The following is an 18337-nucleotide window of genomic DNA, read 5'->3' on the forward strand; positions in this document are numbered from 1 at the left end:
GAGGCCGAAGTGCTAATCCTTAGACCTCGACCTTGCAACGATGAAGCTGAAATGCGGCCACATCCTAGGCCGCAATATGATGATGCCAGCTTACTGCCAGCAAATGATCACTCAGCTTGCGTTGGGGTTCCCAGTGGGAAGCTCGGCCCTTTAGATTTACCGTAGCGAACAAGATCGGGGCTCATTCTACAACTTACGGTGCCTTCCGCCAGAGCGCTAAGATTCAGCGACTCAATAAGTTTAGCTCCAGCGAGCCCCAAGATGCCTGCTTTAACCTTCTTTAACGGAGTGTTGCACTGCTGCACCACCTCCGCCAGGGATACCTCTACGCATCCATCGGGGTCAAGGCTCTTCATAAGTACTAACATCACCTGTATGAAGCTAGGAGCTGCAACGCCCACTTCGGCAAGCTTGCTAAACATGAGTTGGCTCAGGTAGACGAATGGTGGTTCGTTGTCGTCACTGCTGTCGGTCGGTATGTACTGGTCGTTCATAATGTAAAGCTCCTTCAATTTAGCTCAGTTGAATAAGTTAGGTTCAAGGTCTTCCCAGGTCTTACGTGTGGTCTTACTAAGGGTCTTCCTCGGGTCTTACTCAACTGCTGCCTTGCAGGGCTCACGATCTGGCTTCACCCGCACCTTGCGTGCGAGCTACTGGCTGAATTTGTCCTCTGCCAGCAGGGCACGTCTACTGGCCTCATACTGATTCGCTGCTAGGCGGTCCTTCGGAGCAGAGATAGACATCCCTGCCAGGTAGGCCGACCACTTCGCATACAGGTCCTTGCTCAGATCCAGGGTCTTTGCAGACACCTTGGCTTGCTTGAGGCGAGCAATAGCCTCATTCCCCTGCTGGTAGGCGTACTGCTGGCAATCAGCTAGGGCTTGAGCATTCTCATCTGGCCGTTTACTCGATCCATACCCACGAAGCTGGCTGTACAGGATGTAACCCATATCTGCCTGCCGACTGCATTCCCAGGCTCTCGCCTGAAGCACCGTTTCAAAGTTCCAGGCCGGGGACTGGGCGTCTTTGTACTTGACCTCAATCGGCGTGAACGTCCACCGCTCGGCAGGTGCAGCATCTGTGTACACGATTGGCTCATATCGTGATTGGGAACAGGCCGACAGTAGACCCAATACACAGGCAGCAGCCACGGCTTTAACACTGCGATTCATGGTCATCTTCCCTACTGCACCCTGATCGAGCTATAGCCCTTGCCTACCATGCAGTTCTGGTAGGCTTTGTTCTGCTTCATCTGGATGTTGGCGCCTTCAGCAAACGTTCCACGGTACTCCCAGTCTGCCACTTGGATCATGGCAGCCTGGTTCTGGCACTTGGCATCATCCTGCATCACGACTTCATCTGATGCCCCTGGCTTCACCATCTTGTACTGCGGCTGAGCACAACCAGCGATCAGTAGCGCCGCCCCTGCAACCACCAAGCCCTGCAATCGTCCTTTCACCAACAACACTCCAGCCCGCGCAATAGCACCGTGCTATTGCTCAGGGCGGATGATGCCACGGCAAGCTGTAAATTCACAATATACTGTGAAGACCTATGCGCCACTGAATCGGAGAGTTCACCCCTCAGATAGAGGGGATGTGGTGTGGACGCTGGCTTGGCATTCGGTAAGGCTCTTCGCGTGCGTCGAAAGCACGCCAAGCTCTCTCAGGAACAGTTGGCGCTTGAGGCTGGTATCCAGCGGAACTACGTGAGTCTAATTGAGAGGGGCATCAACCAACCCACGATCACGATTATCTTCAAGCTAGCTGACGCTCTGGGATGCAAGCCATCCGCCCTTATCGCGGACGTTGAAACGATCATCCGAGGTTGACTAGGGCTTCCTTTTAGACGGGCCTCGACTCTTCAGGCTCATCAGGCGTTAAGCTCGACGCAAATGTGCGCTCAGCGCCTTCCCTGCACCCCTCGTTTACTAATCACAGAACTAGCTACTATCTAATCCCTTCTGGGGCTCACTTCCGGTAATGACACCCCTGGCAAACGCCTGAGCCCCTAGTTACGGGGCTTTCGCTACAGGTGGGTCAAGCCAATGTCGCCACACGGTGTAAGTGGAACGAAGATTGCTCTGTCAGAGTGAAGCCTCACACATCGGGGAGCAGGAGAAGCGTGCAAATGCTGCCTATGGACCACTGCCTCCTATTCTTCATCACTGCGACCGTGCTAGCCGTGGATGGAGTGGCGCTTTTCATGTACCTGCGGATCAGGCCCTAGCCCCATATGCGGGTACACATTTGTCCCCGGGCTGGGTAGCCTGGCCTTAGTCCCGTTTGCAATTTTTGGAAGGTCGCAATGAACAATGATCGTTACCTGCTCCTTGCCGTCGTCATTAGTGTGGTGGCTGTAGTGGGGCTGAGCATAGCGGCCAGTCTGCTGTTACTGCGGCTCATTGCCTAACGCGGGAGGGATCACTAAACGACCGTTTGTTGATGCCATTAATCAGCAGGGTAAATCGGCATCATAAAGTGGGGGTTTACATATAGTTGATACCAATAGATAATGATCCCACTTTATTTGATACCAAGGATGACATCTATGAGCCGCACCTTCGCATATGGCCGCGTGAGCACGCTGGAGCAGTCAACTGACAATCAGCTACTCGCCTTGCAGCAGAAGGGATTCGACATCCAGCCGCAACGCTGGTTTGCAGAGCAAGTCTCTGGTGGCATGCCTGCCCTTCACCGTCCCGAGTTCTCAAAGATGGCAGACCGGATGGAAGCTGGGGACTCACTTATAGTACTGAAGCTCGACCGCCTGGGTCGTGATGTGCAAGACGTTCTTGCAACCATAGAGGTACTGGCAGCCCGCAACATCCATGTAAAGAGCCTCGATCTAGAAGGTGTAGACCTCACCAGTGCAGCCGGAAAGCTTCAATTAACGGTACTGGCAGCCGTTGCAGCCTTCGAGCGTGACCGCATCACAGAGCGTACAAAGGAAGGCTTAAAGAGGGCAGTGAACGACGGCAAGATTCTGGGGCGTCCTGCCGCTGTGCGCACAACCAAGGCCGTGCAAGAACAGAAAGCCCAAGGGCTGTCTCAGAGCGAAGCTGCTGCCGCGATGAAAGTAGGTATTGCTACGATCAAACGACACTGGAACAAGGTGCTGTAAGGCCCTACGCTGCGATATCAGCCCTAGAGTGAGCAAGCCATGGAAGACCGGGACGCGGCAATCGCAGATGCCCTTGAGGCCCTGCATATGAACCAGCAGGCTATACGGGCGAGCACTGAAGAAATAGCCCTGTGGTTGAGGGCCAGAGGCTCAGAGAACACCTTTGAAAACGCAATGGTCGCGCTTCAGGCGATGGATACCAATGCTGAAGCCCTTGCGTCGGCCATAGAGCGGCTACGACAGTGATGGCAATAGGCCATATTTCATAGGCACCTTTTAGAGATGCCAATAGCATGGGTCATGGGGCTTAATCTCGACCGCTATTCAGCCTGATTTCAGCCGTTTGCCCAGCCCCCCCCCTATATTCCGTCCCTGAATCCGCAAGTGCCATTTACGAAAGGCAGAGGTCGCGTTTGAAAATTCAGGAGGTAATCCCTTGGCGAGAGGCTAGCATTCGGTGAAGCGCGCCAATACTACTAATGAAACAGACTGCGTTTCAGGTAGTCATTGAAGAAGTCAGTACATGGGTCCGGCACGGTGGCGGCAAGTCAGAATGCAAAGATATTGGCCTCGTGCTCAGCCTCATCATGCTCTGTGATCCGACCATCATCGATATACAAACGTACCGCCGCTTGTTCCGCGTGCCTGTAGACACTGTAACCCCGGCCAGTCCACCTTGCTGACTCCCTTCGCTCATACCCTTGCTCAAGCAAACCGGCGTGAGCGTCCACCGCTGCGTGGGAACCCAACTTATATACAATCTTGTAACTTCCCATATCCCCAGCCATAGCAACTGGGACAGACTCCCCCTCTTCCCGATCCCTAGACTTCTCTATTAGCTTGTCCAAGTCGAACAAAGCCAACTCAAGGAGCTTACGCAAATGTTCAACAGACTCAGCTTCGAGGCTGACAGTAAGTGCTCTTGGATTTCTCATTAGAAGGGCATCTCGTGGCTGGATGTCGCCCATCCTAACCGCCAAGACGCATCTGCGGAAACCTGTTCACTGGGGCCGGAACCAAGGGGGCAGCAATTCGCCGGTAAATCGGACTAGGGATGTAGGTACGACTACGTACAATTGCTACGTACAATCCAGAAACGAAGAAGCCCCGCAGACCTTAATCTGCGGGGCTTCACGTATAATGGCGGAGAGATAGGGATTTGAACCCTAGGTACTGTTGCCAGTACAACGGATTTCGAATCCGTCCCGTTCGACCACTCCGGCATCTCTCCAATGCCGCGCATCTTACCAGCGTTTTTTGAAAACGCAAATCTTTTTTTCAAAAAAATCGCGTGGTATCAGGCGCTTGCGTGAACGCGCCGCTTACAGCGGCACGCCCAGGCGCTTGGCAACTTCTTCGTAGGCTTCGATCACGTCGCCCAGGCCCTGGCGGAAGCGGTCCTTGTCCATCTTCTTGCGGGTTTCTTTGTCCCACAGGCGGCAGCCGTCCGGGCTGAACTCGTCGCCCAGCACGATCTGGCCGTGGAATACGCCGAACTCCAGCTTGAAGTCGACCAGCAGCAGGCCGGCATCATCGAACAGCTTGCTCAGCACTTCGTTGACTTTCAGCGACAGCTTTTTCATTTCGACCAGCTGCTCGGCGGTGCCCCAGCCGAACGCAACAACGTGGGATTCGTTGATGAAGGGGTCGCCCTTCTCGTCGTTCTTCAGGAACAGTTCGAAGGTGGACGGCTCCAGCTTGATGCCCTCCTCCACGCCCAGGCGCTTGACCAGGCTGCCGGCAGCGTAGTTACGCACTACGCATTCGACGGGGATCATGTCCAGCTTCTTCACCAGGCACTCGTTGTCGCCCAGCAGCTTGTCGAACTGGGTCGGCACGCCGGCTTCTTCCAGTTTCTGCATGATGAAGGCGTTGAACTTGTTGTTCACCATGCCTTTGCGGTCGAGTTGTTCGATACGCTTGCCGTCGAACGCCGAGGTGTCGTTACGGAACAGCAGGATCAAGCGGTCGGCGTCGTCGGTCTTGTAAACCGATTTGGCCTTGCCGCGGTAGAGTTCGTCGCGTTTTTCCATGATTGGGCTCCGCTTGCTTGAGGTGTTGGGCTAGGCGATTTCGCGCCAGTCGAGCCCGTGTTCCTGATTCGCCACCTGGAGCCAGTCCGGGTCGCACCCAAGGGTGTCGACGAAGCACTGGCGGGCCAAGTGTGGCAGGTTGTTCTTGCTGCTGAGGTGGGCCAGCACCAGGTGCTGCAGGTTGTTCCAGCCCAACTCGTGTACCAGGCGCGCAGCCTGGTGATTGTTCAAATGCCCTTGCATGCCACCCACCCGCTGCTTCAGGAAGGCCGGGTAGTGACCGCGTGCCAGCAGGTCGCGGCAGTGGTTGGCCTCGATCAACAGTGCATCCAGGCCCTGGTAACGCTCCAGCAACAGCGCGTCGTACGAACCCAGGTCGGTCAACATGCCAAAGCGCCGCTGGCCATCGCTGATCACGTATTGCAACGGCTCGTAGGCGTCGTGCTCAACCCGCGCCGCGGTCACTTCCAGGCTGCCGATACGCAGGCTTTGGCCACAAGCGAGAAAACCGGCCACCTCCACCGGCTTGCGCATGCCGCGCAAAGTGCCCTGGCTGAGGTAGACCGGTACATTGTAGCGCCGTGACAGCAAGCCCACCCCATGCACGTGGTCGGCATGTTCGTGGGTCACCAGTACCGCACTGAGCTGGGCTGCCGATACACCGAGCAGCGCCAGGCGCCGCTCGGTTTCGCGCAGGGAAAACCCGCAATCGACCAGGATGAACGTGTCACCACTGGCGATCAGCGTGCCGTTCCCTTGGCTGCCGCTTCCGAGTACCGCGAAGCGCACTTAGCCCAAGTGGTCCTGAATGGCGCTCAGCACGCGGCGGGCGACATCGGCCGGAGCCACGGTGTTGATGTTTTTCTCGACCGTGACCTGCACGCTCTCACCCACCTTGCTCAGGCGAACCTGATAGCGCTCGGCACGGGCTTCACGCTCTTCCTTGCTTGGCTCGCTGCCGAACATGCGGCTGAAGAAGCCAGGCTGGTTCTGCTTGTCGTCAGGCTTTTCAGACAGGTTGATGTAGTACAGGCCCAGGCTGCGGTTGATGTCCTCGACGCGCCACTCGCCACCCTGTTCCAGGGCACGGCCCACACCGGACCAGGCGCGGTCCAGGTCGGCACCCAGGTACAGCACAGGGTTGCCGCTACCGTCTTCGCTCAGGCTGACGCGGCTTGGCGCGTCGAAATCACGCGCGGCCAGCAGCGACACCGAACCGCCCTTCTCGGCGCTGCGGTTCATGCTGGCAAGCATTTCGTCGACCAGCAGGGCATCGGCGCCGGTGTTGCTGGACGTGGACGGGAAACCAGGCTCGGCAGTGCTGCCGGCCGGGCGCTCGACGCTGACCACATACACCTCGGAAGTGTTGCGCTGCACGCCAGGCTCCATGCGCACACGTACGCGCACTTCGCTGTCACCGCTGCTGGCAGTGCTGGCCAGGCGCTGACCGAGCGATGCCGACAGCTCGTCGAAGCGCTGCCAGGTGGTGTTGAATTCACCGGTCTGCGGGCGCTCTTCAGCAATGCGGAAGCCGTTGTCTTCAAAGAACTGCCGGGCCACTGGCCACACTTCGGCCGGCGAATGCTGGGCCAGCACCCAACGGCTGCTGCCGCTGCGCTGCAGGCTGTAGTCGGTTACCTGGGCAGCACCGCCAGTGAGCGGTTGCGGGCGCGGCACTTCGAACTCGCCTGCGACGTGATCGTCGGCGACGTTACGCGGGATTGGCAGCAGCGGATCAAGGCGCTTGACGTTGCTGGCGTCCGGCGGCAGCTGCATCGGCGCGGTCGGGTGCGCCTGCAGGTAGTCGCTGCCGCGGTCGCGGAAATAGCCATCTTCGCCCCACAGCCAGCCACACCCGCTGGTGCTGGAGATAATCAGGGCAAGGGCGGAAAGACCAGCCAGTCGCTTCATGCGGTGTACTTCCTCTTAAACCAGTACGCCGGACTGGCGCAAGGCAGTACGGACTTTTTCGTGACAGCCTTCGCTCAGCCAGGTCAGTGGCAGGCGAATACCCTTTTGCATCAGGCCCATTTCGACGAGCGCCCATTTCACCGGGATCGGGTTGGCTTCGCAGAACAGGTCTTTGTGCAGCGGCATGAGTTTTTCGTTGATTGCGCGGGCCTTCTCGGCATTGCCCTCAAGGGCGGCCTCGCACAGATCGGCCATTTCGCGCGGGGCGACGTTGGCAGTAACAGAGATGTTGCCCTTGCCGCCCATCAGGATCAGCTCGACGGCAGTCGGGTCGTCGCCGGACAGGACGATGAAGTCCTTGCTGACGCTATCGAGGATGGCCTTGGCACGGACCAGGTCGCCGGTGGCTTCCTTGATACCGATGATGTTAGGCACGGTCGACAGGCGGATCACGGTCTCGGCCTGCATGTCGCAGGAGGTGCGGCCGGGTACGTTGTAGAGAATCTGCGGAATGTCGACGGCTTCGGCAATGTGCTTGAAGTGCTGGTACAGGCCTTCTTGCGTCGGCTTGTTGTAGTACGGCACCACCAGCAGGCAGGCGTCGGCACCGGCGCTCTTGGCGTTCTGGGTCAGGTGCACGGCTTCGGCAGTGGCGTTGGCACCGGTACCGGCGATGACCGGAACACGGCGGCTGCTGCGCTTGACGCGCTCGACCACGTGCTTGATGACCAGGATGTGTTCTTCGACATCCAGCGTGGCGGACTCACCGGTGGTGCCGACAGCGACGATCGCATGGGTGCCGTTTTCCAGGTGGAAGTCTACAAGTTTGTCGAGGCTGCCCCAGTCCACACGCCCTTGTGCATCCATGGGTGTGACCAATGCCACCATACTGCCCGCAATCATGTAACTGCTCCTGCCGGAAAAAGAGAGCCGTAATGGTACTGGGGGCATCGGCCTTGCACAAGCGAAGCAGGCGGGCGGAGCATTCCCCTCGGCGCCTTATTTCGCTACCCTTGATGCTTTGATCGGTGCAGCGCGGCCCGCCGGGCCGTCGACCTTGCTCCCCGCCAGCGTCCACAACCTCGCATGCGAGCCCCGGGCCCTGCCGACAGGAGGCTTTCGCCCGTCCTGTACCGACCGCTCATCGCTTTAGGAACGCTGCATGTCCACCCCCACCGTCCGCGAACAATTCCTTGTCATCAGTGCCCTGGGCCCAAACCCCATGGAACTGGCCAACGTCCTCAGCCGCGCTGCCTTCGAGAACCGCTGCGCGGTGGTCACCTCGCGCCTGAGCCGCCACGGCGAGACCAGCGCCCTGGTGCTGCAGGTGGGCGGCAGCTGGGACGCCCTTGCACGCCTGGAGTCCACCCTGCCGGGCCTGGGCAAAAAGCACGGCCTGACCCTGGACGTGGTGCGCAGCGCCGACCAGGAAGTACGCCCGCAAGCCCTGCCGTACGTGGCCTACGTCAGCGCCGCCTACCGCCCGGACATCATCAACGAGCTGTGCCAGTTCTTCCTCGACCACCGCGTCGAGCTGGAAGCCATGACCTGCGACACCTACCTGGCCCCGCAGACCGGCAGCAGCATGCTCAACGCCCAGTTCACCGTGATCCTGCCGGCCGGCACCCAGATCAGCTGGTTGCGAGACCAGTTCCTGGACTTTGCCGATGCCCTGAACCTGGACGCGCTGATCGAGCCTTGGCGCCCACAGAACCCCATGTAAGGAAACCACCATGGCTGTAGCACTCGACCAACCCGTCGCCGACTTCCAGGCCCAGGCCACCAGCGGGCAAACCGTCAGCCTGGCCGAGCTCAAGGGCCAGCAAGTGGTGGTGTACTTCTACCCGAAGGACAGCACCCCGGGCTGCACCACCGAGGGCCAGGGCTTCCGTGACCAGCATGACGCCTTTGCCGCCGCCAACACCGTGGTGTTCGGCGTATCGCGTGACGGCATCAAGTCGCACGAGAACTTCAAGGCCAAGCAAGGCTTCCCGTTCGAGCTGATCAGCGACAAGGACGAGGCCCTGTGCCAGCTGTTCGACGTCATCAAGTTGAAGAAGCTGTACGGCAAGGAATACATGGGCGTTGACCGCAGCACCTTCCTGATCGACAAGAACGGTGTGCTGCGCCAGGAATGGCGTGGGGTGAAGGTGCCCGGGCATGTGGATGCCGTGTTGGCGGCTGCCCAGGCCCTGAGCAAGGCTTGAGATTGCCGGGGGCGCTTTGCGCCCCTTTCGCGACGCAAGGCCGCTCCCACAAGGCCCTGCGTATGCCGATCAATGTGGGAGCGGCCTTGCGTCGCGATGGGCTGCAAAGCGGCCCCAATAACATCAAAGCATCGGTGAGACGCTAGGCTCCTGCCGCGGCCAGGCATCCAGCACGGCCTTGATCAAGGTCGCCAGCGGGATGGCAAAGAAAATCCCCCAGAACCCCCACAACCCGCCAAACAGCAGCACCGCGCAAATGATCGCCACCGGGTGCAGGCTGACCGCCTCGGAGAACAGCAGCGGCACCAGCACGTTGCCGTCCAGCGCCTGAATGATCGCGTACACCGTCATCAGGTAGATGAACTGGTCGCCCCAGCCCCACTGGAACAGCGCAATCAGCGTGACCGGCACCGTCACCACCACCGCGCCCACATACGGCACCACCACCGACAGCCCCACCAGTAGCGCCAGCAGCGCGGCGTAGTTGAGCCCCAGGCTGATGAAGGCGATATAGGTGGCAATGCCGCAGATCAGGATTTCGATGCCCTTGCCACGAATGTAGTTGGCAATCTGCCGGTTCATCTCGCTGCCCACCCGGTTCAGCAAGGCACGCTGGCTGGGCAGGTAACCACTGACCCAGCGGCCGATCAGCTCGCGGTCCTTGAGGAAGAAGAACACCAGAATCGGCACCAGCACCAGGTAGATCATGGCGTTGACCAGCAACGGCAGGCTCGACAGCGAAAAGGTCAGCGCCCACTGGCCAAACTTGCCGATCTCCCCGCGCACCGACTCGATGGCATGCAGCACCTGCTCGTCCGAGACCAGGTGCGGGTAGCGCTCGGGCAACAGCAACAACAACGACTGCCACTTGCCCAACATGCCCGGCAGCTCGTTGAACAGGGTGATCAGCTGGTGCCACAGCAGCGGCACCAACACCAGCATGAACACTGCCAGCGCGCCCATGAACAGGGCGAACACCAGCATCACCGCCAGCCGGGTCGGTACCCGCACCCGCTCCAGAGCGTTGACCAGGCCCTGCATCAGGAACGCCAGTACCATGCCCGCCAGCACTGGCGCCAGCATGCCGCCCAAGGTCAGTACCGCGGTAAAAGCCAGAAACAACAGGACCGCCAGCACCACCGCTTCTTCATCGGAGAAGTAGCGCTGCATCCAGTCGCGAAGCACTTTGAACATTGACGATCCTTGGAAAAGACTCAGGCCTTGCGCAGCCAGTAAGTGTAGGTGCCGGCCTCGGCCGTTTCCTGCAGCAGGGTATGACCGGCCAACCGGGCGAAAGTGCGGAAGTCACGCTGTGACCCGGCATCCGTGGCGATCACCTTGAGCACCGCGCCGCTGGCCAGGCGGTTGAGCTCCATCTTGGCCTTCAGCAGCGGCAAAGGGCAATTCAGCCCGCTGGCGTCCAGTTCGGCGTCGCAGGTCAGGGTGTCACTCATTGCAGGGTCTCCAAAGGCATTGCCAGACTGCTGGCTGGCAGGGTCGGCTAGGATAGCGCCACTGGTCGCCAACGTGTGAGCCCGCTACAGTAGGTATCTTTGACCGACGCGAGCTTCATGCATGAATCTACTGCGCCCTACCCTGCTGACGCTGGCCTGCCTGTTGGCCCTACCCGGCCAGGCTGACGACCTGCCATCGCTGGGTGATGCCAGTTCTGCAATCGTTTCACCGCAGCAGGAACACCAGCTGGGCCGTGCCTGGCTGAGCCTGCTGCGCGGCCAGGTCAACCAGCTGAACGATCCACAGCTCAAGGACTACGTCGAAAGCAGCGTGTACAAGCTGGCCGAGACCAGCCAACTGCAGGACCGGCGCCTGGAGTTCATCCTCATCGACAGCCGTGAGCTGAACGCCTTCGCCGCACCAGGTGGCATTGTCGGGGTCAACGGCGGGCTGTTCCTCAACGCCCGAACCGAAGGCGAGTACGCCTCGGTACTGGCACACGAACTGGCGCACTTGTCACAACGCCACTTCGCCCGCGGCGTAGAAGCCCAGCAGCGCATGCAACTGCCAATGATGGCGGCGTTGCTGGCCGGTATCGTGCTGGCAGCGGGTGGTGCCGGCGATGCCGGTATCGGCATGATTGCCGGTACCCAGGCAGCGGCCATTCAGGAACAGCGGCGCTTCTCGCGGCAGAACGAACAGGAAGCTGACCGAATCGGTATTCAAAACCTGGAAAAGGCCGGTTACGACCCTCGCAACATGCCAAGCATGTTTGAACGCCTAGCGCAGCAGTATCGCTACGGCGCCAAGCCGCCGGAATTTCTGCTGACTCACCCGGTGACAGAATCACGTATCGCCGACACCCGCAACCGTGCCGAACAGGCGCCCAAAGGCGGCATCGAGGACAGCCATCGCTACCAGCTGATTCGCGCTCGCGTAGCCCTGATCTACGAAGAAACCCCAGGCCTTGCGGCCAAGCGTTTTCGCACCCAACTCGATGACGACCCCAAACTGGACGCCGCCCGCTATGGCCTGGCCCTGGCGCAAGTCAAGGGAGGCCAGCTGAACGAGGCGCGTGAGAACCTGAAGCCGCTACTGGCCAAGGCGCCCAACGACATCACCTATAACCTGGCGCAGATTGACCTGGACATCACCAACAACCGCCTGGCCGACGCGCAACAGCGCGCTGAGCGGATGCAGGGGCTGTACCCGGGTAACTACCCGCTGAAACAGGTGCGGGCCGATTTGCTGGTGAAACAGAACAAGCCTGCCGAGGCGGAGAAGGTGTTGAACGAGCTGGTGAAGAGCCGGCCGGACGACCCGGACGTGTGGTACGACATGGCTGAAGTGCGGGGCTTGTCGGGCAATACCATTGGCTTGCACCGGGCGCGGGCCGAATACTTCACCTTGGTGGGGGATTTTGACCAGGCGATCCAGCAGCTGGACTACGCCAAGCGCCGGGCGGGGGGGAACTTCCCGCTGGCGTCGCAGATTGACCAGCGTCAGCGGGAGATCATGGAGCAGCAGCGCATGGTTCGGGAGATGATGGGGCGTTGAGGGCCCTTTCGCGGGCATGCCCGCTCCCACAGGGACCACACGCTCGCAAGCGTTGCGCTGTACCTGTGGGAGCGGGCATGCCCGCGAAGAAGGCGACGCGGTCTGGCGTCAGGCGTTACCGGACAGCTTCAACCGCGCCGCCTGGGTAAAGTCCAGCATCCGGTTCAGCGGTTTGATCGCCTTGGGCACCAGCGCCGGGTCGACGAAAATCTCATCACCGCCATTGCGCAGGCAATGCAGTACCCGCTCCAGGGTATTCATCGCCATCCACGGGCAATGCGCGCAGCTACGGCACGCCGCGCCGTTGCCAGCGGTGGGCGCCTCGACGAACTCTTTGTCCGGGCACAACTGCTGCATCTTGTAGAAGATGCCGCGGTCGGTGGCAACGATGAAGGTTTTGTTCGGCAGGGTTTGCGCCGCCTTGATCAGCTGACTGGTGGAGCCCACTGCGTCCGCCAGCTCGATCACTGCTTCCGGCGACTCGGGGTGTACCAGGATTGCGGCGTCCGGGTACAGCGCCTTCATGTCGGCCAGCTGGCGCGACTTGAACTCTTCGTGAACGATGCAGGCACCGTCCCACAACAGCATGTCGGCGCCGGTTTGCTTCTGGATGTAACGGCCCAGGTGCTGGTCAGGCCCCCAGATGATGGTCTCGCCGTTATCCATAAGGCTTTCGACGATTTCCAGCGCGCAGCTTGACGTTACCACCCAGTCGGCACGGGCTTTTACCGCAGCAGACGTGTTGGCGTACACCACCACGGTGCGCTCAGGGTGCTTGTCGCAGAAGGCTGAAAAGTCCTCCACCGGGCAGCCCAGGTCGAGCGAGCACGTGGCCTCCAGCGTGGGCATCAGCACGCGCTTTTCAGGCGTGAGGATTTTCGCCGTTTCGCCCATGAAACGCACACCGGCCACGATCACCGTTTCGGCCGGGTGGTTCTTGCCAAAGCGGGCCATTTCCAGCGAGTCGGACACACAGCCGCCGGTTTCTTCAGCCAGCGCCTGGATGACCGGGTCGCAGTAGTAGTGGGCGACCAGCACGGCATTCTGGGCCTTGAGCTCGGCAGCGATGGCCGCACGGTATTCGGCCTCCTGCTCGGCTGTCAGCGGATTGGGCTGCTTGGCATCAAGGTGAGCCTGAACCAACAGGCGTTCGGAAATCTGGGTCATGATCGCTGGACCTGCAGGCGCGTGTGCGCATCAAATCGAGTGTATCACCCGGCCCTGGCAGATCGGCTAAGGGTGCCGGACGGCACGCAGGCCGCCACGGCCCTCTGCGGGCGCGGATTATTATCGGAGGCCGAAGGCTACAGAGAATCCAGCGAATTCTAAAGTGGTTTTTGTGTTGGCTGCACTGGCCACTTCGCGGGCATGCCCGCTCCCACAGGTACGGCGCTGCCCTCAGGAGCAATGAGTAACCTGTGGGAGCGGGCGTGCCCGCGAAGAGGCCGGTACAGGTTCAATCAACCCTGCGGCGACAGGGCTGCCAGGTGTGCGGCCATGAGCATGGCGAACTCTTCCACGGTCATTTTCTTGCCGTTGAAATCAACCATGCCATCGGCATAGTGCAGGCTGCTCACCACATCGTTGCCTTCGACAGTAGCCATGCCACTCTGCAGCGCCATCATGCCGACCATTTCCCCGGCCTGGCTCGACTGCATGGCAATCGCCTGGGCGTCGGTCTGGCCATCCAGCAGCGCCTGCAACGTCGCAAGGTCACCCATCATCGGCTTGGACAGCGACAGCTTGCTCTTCACTTCGGTGATCAGCTGCTTGCTCAACTGGTCCGGCGGCAGGTCGAAGCTGGCCGGGGCAGCGAAATCCATCGACAGGTTGAAGCGGCTCTCGCCATTGGCGGTCTTGAACGACAGGTTTTCTATTGCCACCTTGGGCTTGGCGGCCAGCAGCTTCTGCAGGTCACCCTGGAACATGGCCTTCTCTGCGTCGCTCATCTGGATCTGCGGCACCGGCTGGCCGGCTGCAGCTGCGGCCTCAAACTCCGGCAAATGCGCCTGGTACCACTTCGACAACGCCTGCAGCGCCGGTGCGTTGACCGAGGCAATACTGATCGCCATCTGCGCCTTGCCCACCGCACGGCCATCCCAGGTGATGTCGCCGACCTTGTAGTCCACGCGACCGCCTACGGTATCCGGGCCATCAAGGGTTTGCAGCGCATTCTGCTCCAGGCCCTTGATCAGCAACACCTGCTGCTTCGGCCCCAGGGTGACCTTGGTTTCGGCCAGGGACAGGTCGACGTTACCTACATAGACGGCGTCGTGTGCAGTGGCCGCCAGGTTGCCACCCACCTTCAGGCCGGTCAGCTCGAACGTTGCTGGCGGCTGGTCGTCGCGCACAAGTTTCATCACGAAACGGTCGGCCTGGCCGTGGAACTTCGAAGCCTTGCCTTCCTTGTCGCCACTGACCTCCAGTTGCATGCCCGAGAAATCGAGGCTGTTGCCGTCCGCCTCGTCAAGCTTGACCGGCGCCAACCGGACCTGGCTGACCACATTGCCGTCGTAACCCAGGCTGGTCTGTGCGCTGACAGGCGCCTGCTCGCCTGCGGCGGCAAACCATGCCTCAGTGGCATCGTCCTTTTGCAGGGTGCTGTTGCTGACTGCCATGACCGGCATCAGCTTCAACGCCTTGACCCGTGACCAAGGGAACGGGCCATGCTCGATCTGGTCAGTCACGCCCACGTCGAAACTCACCACCTCACCTTCACCCACGTTGATGTCACGGGCCTTGAGCCGGTACTGGGCGGTACTGCTGAAGAAATGCTGCTCCAGCGACACCCGCTCGATGCTCATGCTGCCGCCGGTGGTCACCAGGGCCTTCTTGAGCTCCGCGTTGCTGCGCTCAAGGGCATGGTCCAGCTCGGCAGGCAACTGCTTGCCGGTGTACCAGGCGCCAGCGGTGGTTACGACGGCAATGGCGATAGCCAGGCCGGAAAGGATGCCTACTGATTTCTTCATGAATAGAACCGTTAGTCCGTAAGGGCTGCCTGGGCAGCAAAAGGCTACGCAGAAAGCGAAGAGTACCACTGCGACAGTAAACGAAGGTCAGCCCGAAACGCGAAAAAACACTTTTTCGGAAGGGCCTGACAACCCTGTTGACGAGTGACTATTTGTTAATTTTTACGAACATTCAAATTGATCATAACCGCACAAAAACGCGCAAAAACCGAACATATCTCCGTTTAAATCGATAAATATTTCAATTCAGCAACATCTTGTCATGTTTAACTTGACACCAACCTACCCATCGTTTTTTATTTTCACCACTTTGCGCGTCCCCCCACGCGCCTTCCGCCGCTCCTACAAAAAAGGTGAACAACATGGAGCCCACCCGCTCGCCCTTGCCGCATGCGCAATACACCGTGCCCGACGTTTACGCCCAGCCGCAGGAGCCATGCCAGCATGCAGCCTGACCACAGCGCAACCGGCAACGGCCAACTCCGTAAAACCCTGCGCCTCTGGCATGTGATTATCATCGGCCTGGCTTACCTGACCCCGATGACCGTGTTCGATACCTTCGGCATCGTCAGCGGGATCACTGCCGGCCATGTGCCCAGCGCCTACATCCTGGCGCTGGTCGGCATCCTGTTCACCGCCGTGAGCTACGGCACCCTGGTAAAACGCTTCCCGCAGTCGGGCTCGGCGTACACCTACACCCAACGTGCGATCAACCCGCACGTTGGCTTCCTGGTTGGCTGGTCATCGTTGCTGGACTACCTGCTGCTGCCGATGGTCAACGCGTTGCTGGCCAAGCTGTACCTCTCGGCCATGTTCCCCGAAGTACCGGAGTGGATCTGGGTGGTCGGTTTCGTCACCTTGATCAGCCTGATCAACATGCGCAGCGTAAACCTGGTGGCACACTTCAACCTGCTGTTCGTGGGCGTGCAGGTGGCAATCATCGCCGTGTTCATCTACCTGTGCGTACGCGGCCTGGGCCAGGGTGAAGGGCTGGGCACTACCTGGAGCCTGCTGCCGTTCGCCGACGGCCAGACCCAGTTCAGCGCACTGGCCGCCGGGGCAACCATCCTGTGCTTCTCGTTCCTGGGCTTCGACGCGGTTACCTGCCTGTCCGAAGAAACCCGCGACCCGGCCAAGACCATCCCCAAGGCGATCTTCCTGACCGCGCTGATCGGGGGCGTGGTGTTCATCACCGTGTCGTACTTCATCCAGGCCTACTTCCCGACCATGGCGCGCTTCCATGACCACGAAGCGGCCCTGCCGGAAATTGCCCTGTACGTCGGTGGCAAGCTGTTCCAGTCAATCTTCATCGCCTGCACCGTGATCAATACCATCGCCTCGGGCCTGGCCTCGCAAACCAGCGTGTCGCGCCTGCTGTACGTGATGGGCCGCGACAACGTGATACCGGCCGGTGTCTTCGCCCGCCTGCATTCGCGCTACAAGACACCGGTGCTGAACATTGCGGTAGTTGGGCTGATCTCGCTGTCAGCGATCTTCTTCGACCTGGTGACCGCCACTTCGATCATCAACTTCGGCGCCCTGGTCGCCTTCAGCTTCGTCAACCTGTCGGTGATCAACCACTGCTACCTGCGCGAAGGCAACCGCAAAGGCCTGGCCAACCAGCTGAAGTACCTGGTGCTGCCTACCATCGGCTTCTGCATCATTGTCTCGCTGTGGCTGGACCTGAACGCACACTCGCTGATGTTTGGCGGCATCTGGGCTGCGCTCGGGTTGGTCTACCTGGGCTGGCTGACCAAAGCCTTCCGGGCAGCACCACCCAACTACGTCGCCGAATGACCCACGCTGCCAACAACGCCCGCGCCTGACCGCGGGCGTTGTACTTGTTCGAAAAGGAATGCCCTCATGCCGCTGCGTCGCCTCTCCATCCAGTGGAAGATCACCCTGCTCGCCGGCCTGTGCCTGCTGGCCATCGTCGCCTTGCTGGTGGCCACGTCGTTGGCCCAAGCGCAGCGCAGCGCTGCGCTGGTCAACCAGGCCAACACCGCCATGCTCGACACCAGCGCACGCCATCGCCTGCAGGCCCACGCCGAAACCCAGGCCCTGCGAATCCAGCGTTACTTCATGGACGCCTACCAGTACGGCAATGGCTTTGCCCGCCTGGTGCAGGTGCTCAAGGCTCGTGGCGGCAGCGACCTGCGCGCCGAACTGACCCGCCAGGCCCGTGCCAGCCTGGCCGGCAACCCGGATGTGATCGGCTTGTACCTGGTGTTCCAGCCCAACGCCCTGGACCAGCAGGACAGCCAGTTCATCGGCCAGGATGCCGCTGGCAGCAACGAAAGTGGGCGCTTCTCGCTGTATTGGTCGCAGCCAAGCCCCGGCACACTGGAGCTTGAGGCCATGCCGGAATCGATGCTCGGTGACGCCAGCATCGGCAGCAACGGCGCGGCGAAAAACCGCTGGCTGACCTGCCCGCAGGACACGGCCAGAACCTGCATGCTCGAACCGTACCTGGACGAGGTCAACGGCCGCCAGGTGCTGATGACCAGCATTGCCGTGCCACTGCTCGAGCACGGCAAGGTAGTGGGCGTTGTTGGCCTGGACATCGGCCTGGCCAACCTGCAGCAACTGAGCGTGGACGGCCGCCGCGAGCTGTTCGACGGCCAGGGCCAGGTGAGTATTGCCAGCGCCGCCGGCCTGCTGGCTGGCAACAGCCGCGACGCCGGCACGCTTGGCAAGCCAATGGACAAGGCGGTAGCCGACGGCCTGTTGCGAGTGGCCCACCCCTTTACACCAATCCCGGACGCCGCTCCCTGGCAGGTATTACTTGAGCTACCTGAAAGCGTGCTGCAGGAGCCGGCCGTGGCCCTCAACCAGCGCCTGGACGCGCACAACCAGCGTGCCAATCTCACCAGCTTGTTGATCGGCCTGGGCGCCGCAGTGGTGGGTTTGCTGCTGGTGTGGCTGACCGCACGTGGTGTTACCCGCCCCATCCTGGCCGTGGCCGCACGCCTGGAAGACATCGCCAGCGGTGAAGGCGACCTTACCCGCCGCCTGGACTACGCCCGCGAGGACGAACTGGGCCAGCTCACGGGGTGGTTCAACCGCTTCCTCGACAAGCTGC

Annotated in this window: 18 protein-coding genes, 1 tRNA gene and 1 pseudogene; 8 read left to right on the forward strand and 12 right to left on the reverse strand. The window is 60.5% G+C overall.

From position 1 onward, the window contains the following. Positions 1 to 107 precede the first annotated feature (107 nt). From ACFY9W_RS05760 to ACFY9W_RS05770, 3 genes are all read right to left on the reverse strand, one after another. Positions 108 to 494, reverse strand: a complete 387-nt coding sequence (locus ACFY9W_RS05760; RefSeq protein ID WP_391126992.1) for a hypothetical protein — start codon at positions 492 to 494, stop codon at positions 108 to 110. 156 nt (positions 495 to 650) lie between these two features. Further along, positions 651 to 1172, reverse strand: a complete 522-nt coding sequence (locus ACFY9W_RS05765) for a hypothetical protein (RefSeq protein WP_391126995.1) — start codon at positions 1170 to 1172, stop codon at positions 651 to 653. An 11-nt stretch (positions 1173 to 1183) separates the two neighbouring features. Then, positions 1184 to 1459 carry a hypothetical protein gene (locus ACFY9W_RS05770; RefSeq protein WP_391126997.1) on the reverse strand — a complete coding sequence of 92 codons (276 nt, stop codon included), beginning with the start codon at positions 1457 to 1459 and terminating at the stop codon, positions 1184 to 1186. Positions 1460 to 1603: 144 nt separating this feature from the next. Between ACFY9W_RS05770 and ACFY9W_RS05775 the strand changes: the two genes are divergently transcribed. The 3 genes from ACFY9W_RS05775 (at position 1604) to ACFY9W_RS05785 (ending at position 3369) form a co-directional block, all read left to right on the forward strand. Continuing rightward, on the forward strand, positions 1604 to 1831 hold the full coding sequence (locus tag ACFY9W_RS05775; RefSeq protein WP_391126999.1) for a helix-turn-helix domain-containing protein: 228 nt from the start codon (positions 1604 to 1606) through the stop codon (positions 1829 to 1831). 719 nt (positions 1832 to 2550) lie between these two features. Further along, the gene (locus ACFY9W_RS05780; protein ID WP_391127001.1) at positions 2551 to 3123 is read left to right on the forward strand and encodes a recombinase family protein; all 573 of its coding nucleotides are present in this window, start codon (positions 2551 to 2553) and stop codon (positions 3121 to 3123) included. 39 nt (positions 3124 to 3162) lie between these two features. Further along, on the forward strand, positions 3163 to 3369 hold the full coding sequence (locus tag ACFY9W_RS05785) for a hypothetical protein (RefSeq protein WP_391127003.1): 207 nt from the start codon (positions 3163 to 3165) through the stop codon (positions 3367 to 3369). An 895-nt stretch (positions 3370 to 4264) separates the two neighbouring features. Here the strand turns inward: ACFY9W_RS05785 and ACFY9W_RS05790 are convergent. The 5 genes from ACFY9W_RS05790 to dapA form a co-directional block, all read right to left on the reverse strand. Continuing rightward, positions 4265 to 4354: transfer RNA gene (locus ACFY9W_RS05790), tRNA-Ser, on the reverse strand. A 91-nt stretch (positions 4355 to 4445) separates the two neighbouring features. Next, positions 4446 to 5156, reverse strand: a complete 711-nt coding sequence (gene purC / locus ACFY9W_RS05795) for a phosphoribosylaminoimidazolesuccinocarboxamide synthase (protein WP_011535129.1) — start codon at positions 5154 to 5156, stop codon at positions 4446 to 4448. A gap of 30 nt (positions 5157 to 5186) precedes the next feature. Next, a complete protein-coding gene (locus tag ACFY9W_RS05800; protein ID WP_019098480.1) occupies positions 5187 to 5945 on the reverse strand; it encodes an MBL fold metallo-hydrolase in 759 nt (252 codons plus the stop codon). Next, on the reverse strand, positions 5946 to 7067 hold the full coding sequence (bamC, locus tag ACFY9W_RS05805; RefSeq protein WP_391127007.1) for an outer membrane protein assembly factor BamC: 1122 nt from the start codon (positions 7065 to 7067) through the stop codon (positions 5946 to 5948). Between the two features lie 15 nt (positions 7068 to 7082). Then, positions 7083 to 7970 (reverse strand): 4-hydroxy-tetrahydrodipicolinate synthase, encoded by an 888-nt coding sequence (dapA, locus tag ACFY9W_RS05810; RefSeq protein ID WP_391127010.1) that lies wholly within the window; start codon positions 7968 to 7970, stop codon positions 7083 to 7085. A gap of 259 nt (positions 7971 to 8229) precedes the next feature. Here dapA and ACFY9W_RS05815 point away from each other — a divergent pair, with 259 nt between their 5' ends. Together ACFY9W_RS05815 and ACFY9W_RS05820 are read left to right on the forward strand one after the other, a co-directional pair. Then, complete coding sequence (locus tag ACFY9W_RS05815; RefSeq protein ID WP_003254741.1) at positions 8230 to 8790, forward strand: glycine cleavage system protein R; 561 nt, start codon at positions 8230 to 8232, stop codon at positions 8788 to 8790. A gap of 10 nt (positions 8791 to 8800) precedes the next feature. Then, positions 8801 to 9274 carry a redoxin domain-containing protein gene (locus ACFY9W_RS05820; protein ID WP_391127013.1) on the forward strand — a complete coding sequence of 158 codons (474 nt, stop codon included), beginning with the start codon at positions 8801 to 8803 and terminating at the stop codon, positions 9272 to 9274. A gap of 123 nt (positions 9275 to 9397) precedes the next feature. On the opposite strand, the gene ACFY9W_RS05825 is transcribed toward ACFY9W_RS05820, so the two are convergent. Both ACFY9W_RS05825 and ACFY9W_RS05830 read right to left on the reverse strand, forming a co-directional pair. Further along, positions 9398 to 10468 carry an AI-2E family transporter gene (locus ACFY9W_RS05825; RefSeq protein ID WP_391127017.1) on the reverse strand — a complete coding sequence of 357 codons (1071 nt, stop codon included), beginning with the start codon at positions 10466 to 10468 and terminating at the stop codon, positions 9398 to 9400. Positions 10469 to 10488: 20 nt separating this feature from the next. Continuing rightward, positions 10489 to 10728: a sulfurtransferase TusA family protein gene (locus ACFY9W_RS05830; protein WP_225778857.1), complete on the reverse strand. Its 240-nt coding sequence runs from the start codon at positions 10726 to 10728 to the stop codon at positions 10489 to 10491. Between the two features lie 121 nt (positions 10729 to 10849). Here ACFY9W_RS05830 and ACFY9W_RS05835 point away from each other — a divergent pair, with 121 nt between their 5' ends. Then, positions 10850 to 12286, forward strand: a complete 1437-nt coding sequence (locus tag ACFY9W_RS05835; protein WP_391127021.1) for a M48 family metalloprotease — start codon at positions 10850 to 10852, stop codon at positions 12284 to 12286. A gap of 108 nt (positions 12287 to 12394) precedes the next feature. Here ACFY9W_RS05835 and nadA read toward each other — a convergent pair whose 3' ends face one another. Then, positions 12395 to 13453 (reverse strand): quinolinate synthase NadA, encoded by a 1059-nt coding sequence (gene nadA / locus ACFY9W_RS05840; RefSeq protein ID WP_391127023.1) that lies wholly within the window; start codon positions 13451 to 13453, stop codon positions 12395 to 12397. A gap of 293 nt (positions 13454 to 13746) precedes the next feature. Further along, entirely contained in the window at positions 13747 to 15255 is a 1509-nt protein-coding gene (locus tag ACFY9W_RS05845) for a DUF945 family protein (protein WP_391127026.1), read from the reverse strand. Positions 15256 to 15699: 444 nt separating this feature from the next. On the opposite strand from ACFY9W_RS05845, the gene ACFY9W_RS05850 reads away from it, so the two are divergent. Both ACFY9W_RS05850 and ACFY9W_RS05855 read left to right on the forward strand, forming a co-directional pair. Beyond that, a complete protein-coding gene (locus ACFY9W_RS05850; RefSeq protein ID WP_391127029.1) occupies positions 15700 to 17052 on the forward strand; it encodes an amino acid permease in 1353 nt (450 codons plus the stop codon). A gap of 285 nt (positions 17053 to 17337) precedes the next feature. Continuing rightward, positions 17338 to 18327 (forward strand): annotated as a pseudogene (locus ACFY9W_RS05855) (HAMP domain-containing protein); the annotation flags it as partial. Between the last annotated feature and the right edge of the window lie 10 nt (positions 18328 to 18337).

It is taken from the genome of Pseudomonas sp. NPDC008258, from assembly GCF_042956345.1.
Classification (GTDB): Bacteria; Pseudomonadota; Gammaproteobacteria; order Pseudomonadales; family Pseudomonadaceae; genus Aquipseudomonas.

What these genes read in the sequence shown, in the direction of transcription:
- ACFY9W_RS05760 (WP_391126992.1), bottom strand. Translation starts at nt 494, where the DNA reads ATGAACGACCAGTACATACCGACCGACAGCAGTGACGACAACGAACCA.
- ACFY9W_RS05765 (WP_391126995.1), bottom strand. Translation starts at nt 1,172, where the DNA reads ATGAATCGCAGTGTTAAAGCCGTGGCTGCTGCCTGTGTATTGGGTCTA.
- ACFY9W_RS05780 (WP_391127001.1), top strand. Translation starts at nt 2,551, where the DNA reads ATGAGCCGCACCTTCGCATATGGCCGCGTGAGCACGCTGGAGCAGTCA.
- ACFY9W_RS05785 (WP_391127003.1), top strand. Translation starts at nt 3,163, where the DNA reads ATGGAAGACCGGGACGCGGCAATCGCAGATGCCCTTGAGGCCCTGCAT.
- purC (WP_011535129.1), bottom strand. Translation starts at nt 5,156, where the DNA reads ATGGAAAAACGCGACGAACTCTACCGCGGCAAGGCCAAATCGGTTTAC.
- bamC (WP_391127007.1), bottom strand. Translation starts at nt 7,067, where the DNA reads ATGAAGCGACTGGCTGGTCTTTCCGCCCTTGCCCTGATTATCTCCAGC.
- dapA (WP_391127010.1), bottom strand. Translation starts at nt 7,970, where the DNA reads ATGATTGCGGGCAGTATGGTGGCATTGGTCACACCCATGGATGCACAA.
- ACFY9W_RS05815 (WP_003254741.1), top strand. Translation starts at nt 8,230, where the DNA reads ATGTCCACCCCCACCGTCCGCGAACAATTCCTTGTCATCAGTGCCCTG.
- ACFY9W_RS05820 (WP_391127013.1), top strand. Translation starts at nt 8,801, where the DNA reads ATGGCTGTAGCACTCGACCAACCCGTCGCCGACTTCCAGGCCCAGGCC.
- ACFY9W_RS05825 (WP_391127017.1), bottom strand. Translation starts at nt 10,468, where the DNA reads ATGTTCAAAGTGCTTCGCGACTGGATGCAGCGCTACTTCTCCGATGAA.
- ACFY9W_RS05830 (WP_225778857.1), bottom strand. Translation starts at nt 10,728, where the DNA reads ATGAGTGACACCCTGACCTGCGACGCCGAACTGGACGCCAGCGGGCTG.
- ACFY9W_RS05835 (WP_391127021.1), top strand. Translation starts at nt 10,850, where the DNA reads ATGAATCTACTGCGCCCTACCCTGCTGACGCTGGCCTGCCTGTTGGCC.
- nadA (WP_391127023.1), bottom strand. Translation starts at nt 13,453, where the DNA reads ATGACCCAGATTTCCGAACGCCTGTTGGTTCAGGCTCACCTTGATGCC.
- ACFY9W_RS05845 (WP_391127026.1), bottom strand. Translation starts at nt 15,255, where the DNA reads ATGAAGAAATCAGTAGGCATCCTTTCCGGCCTGGCTATCGCCATTGCC.
- ACFY9W_RS05850 (WP_391127029.1), top strand. Translation starts at nt 15,700, where the DNA reads ATGCAGCCTGACCACAGCGCAACCGGCAACGGCCAACTCCGTAAAACC.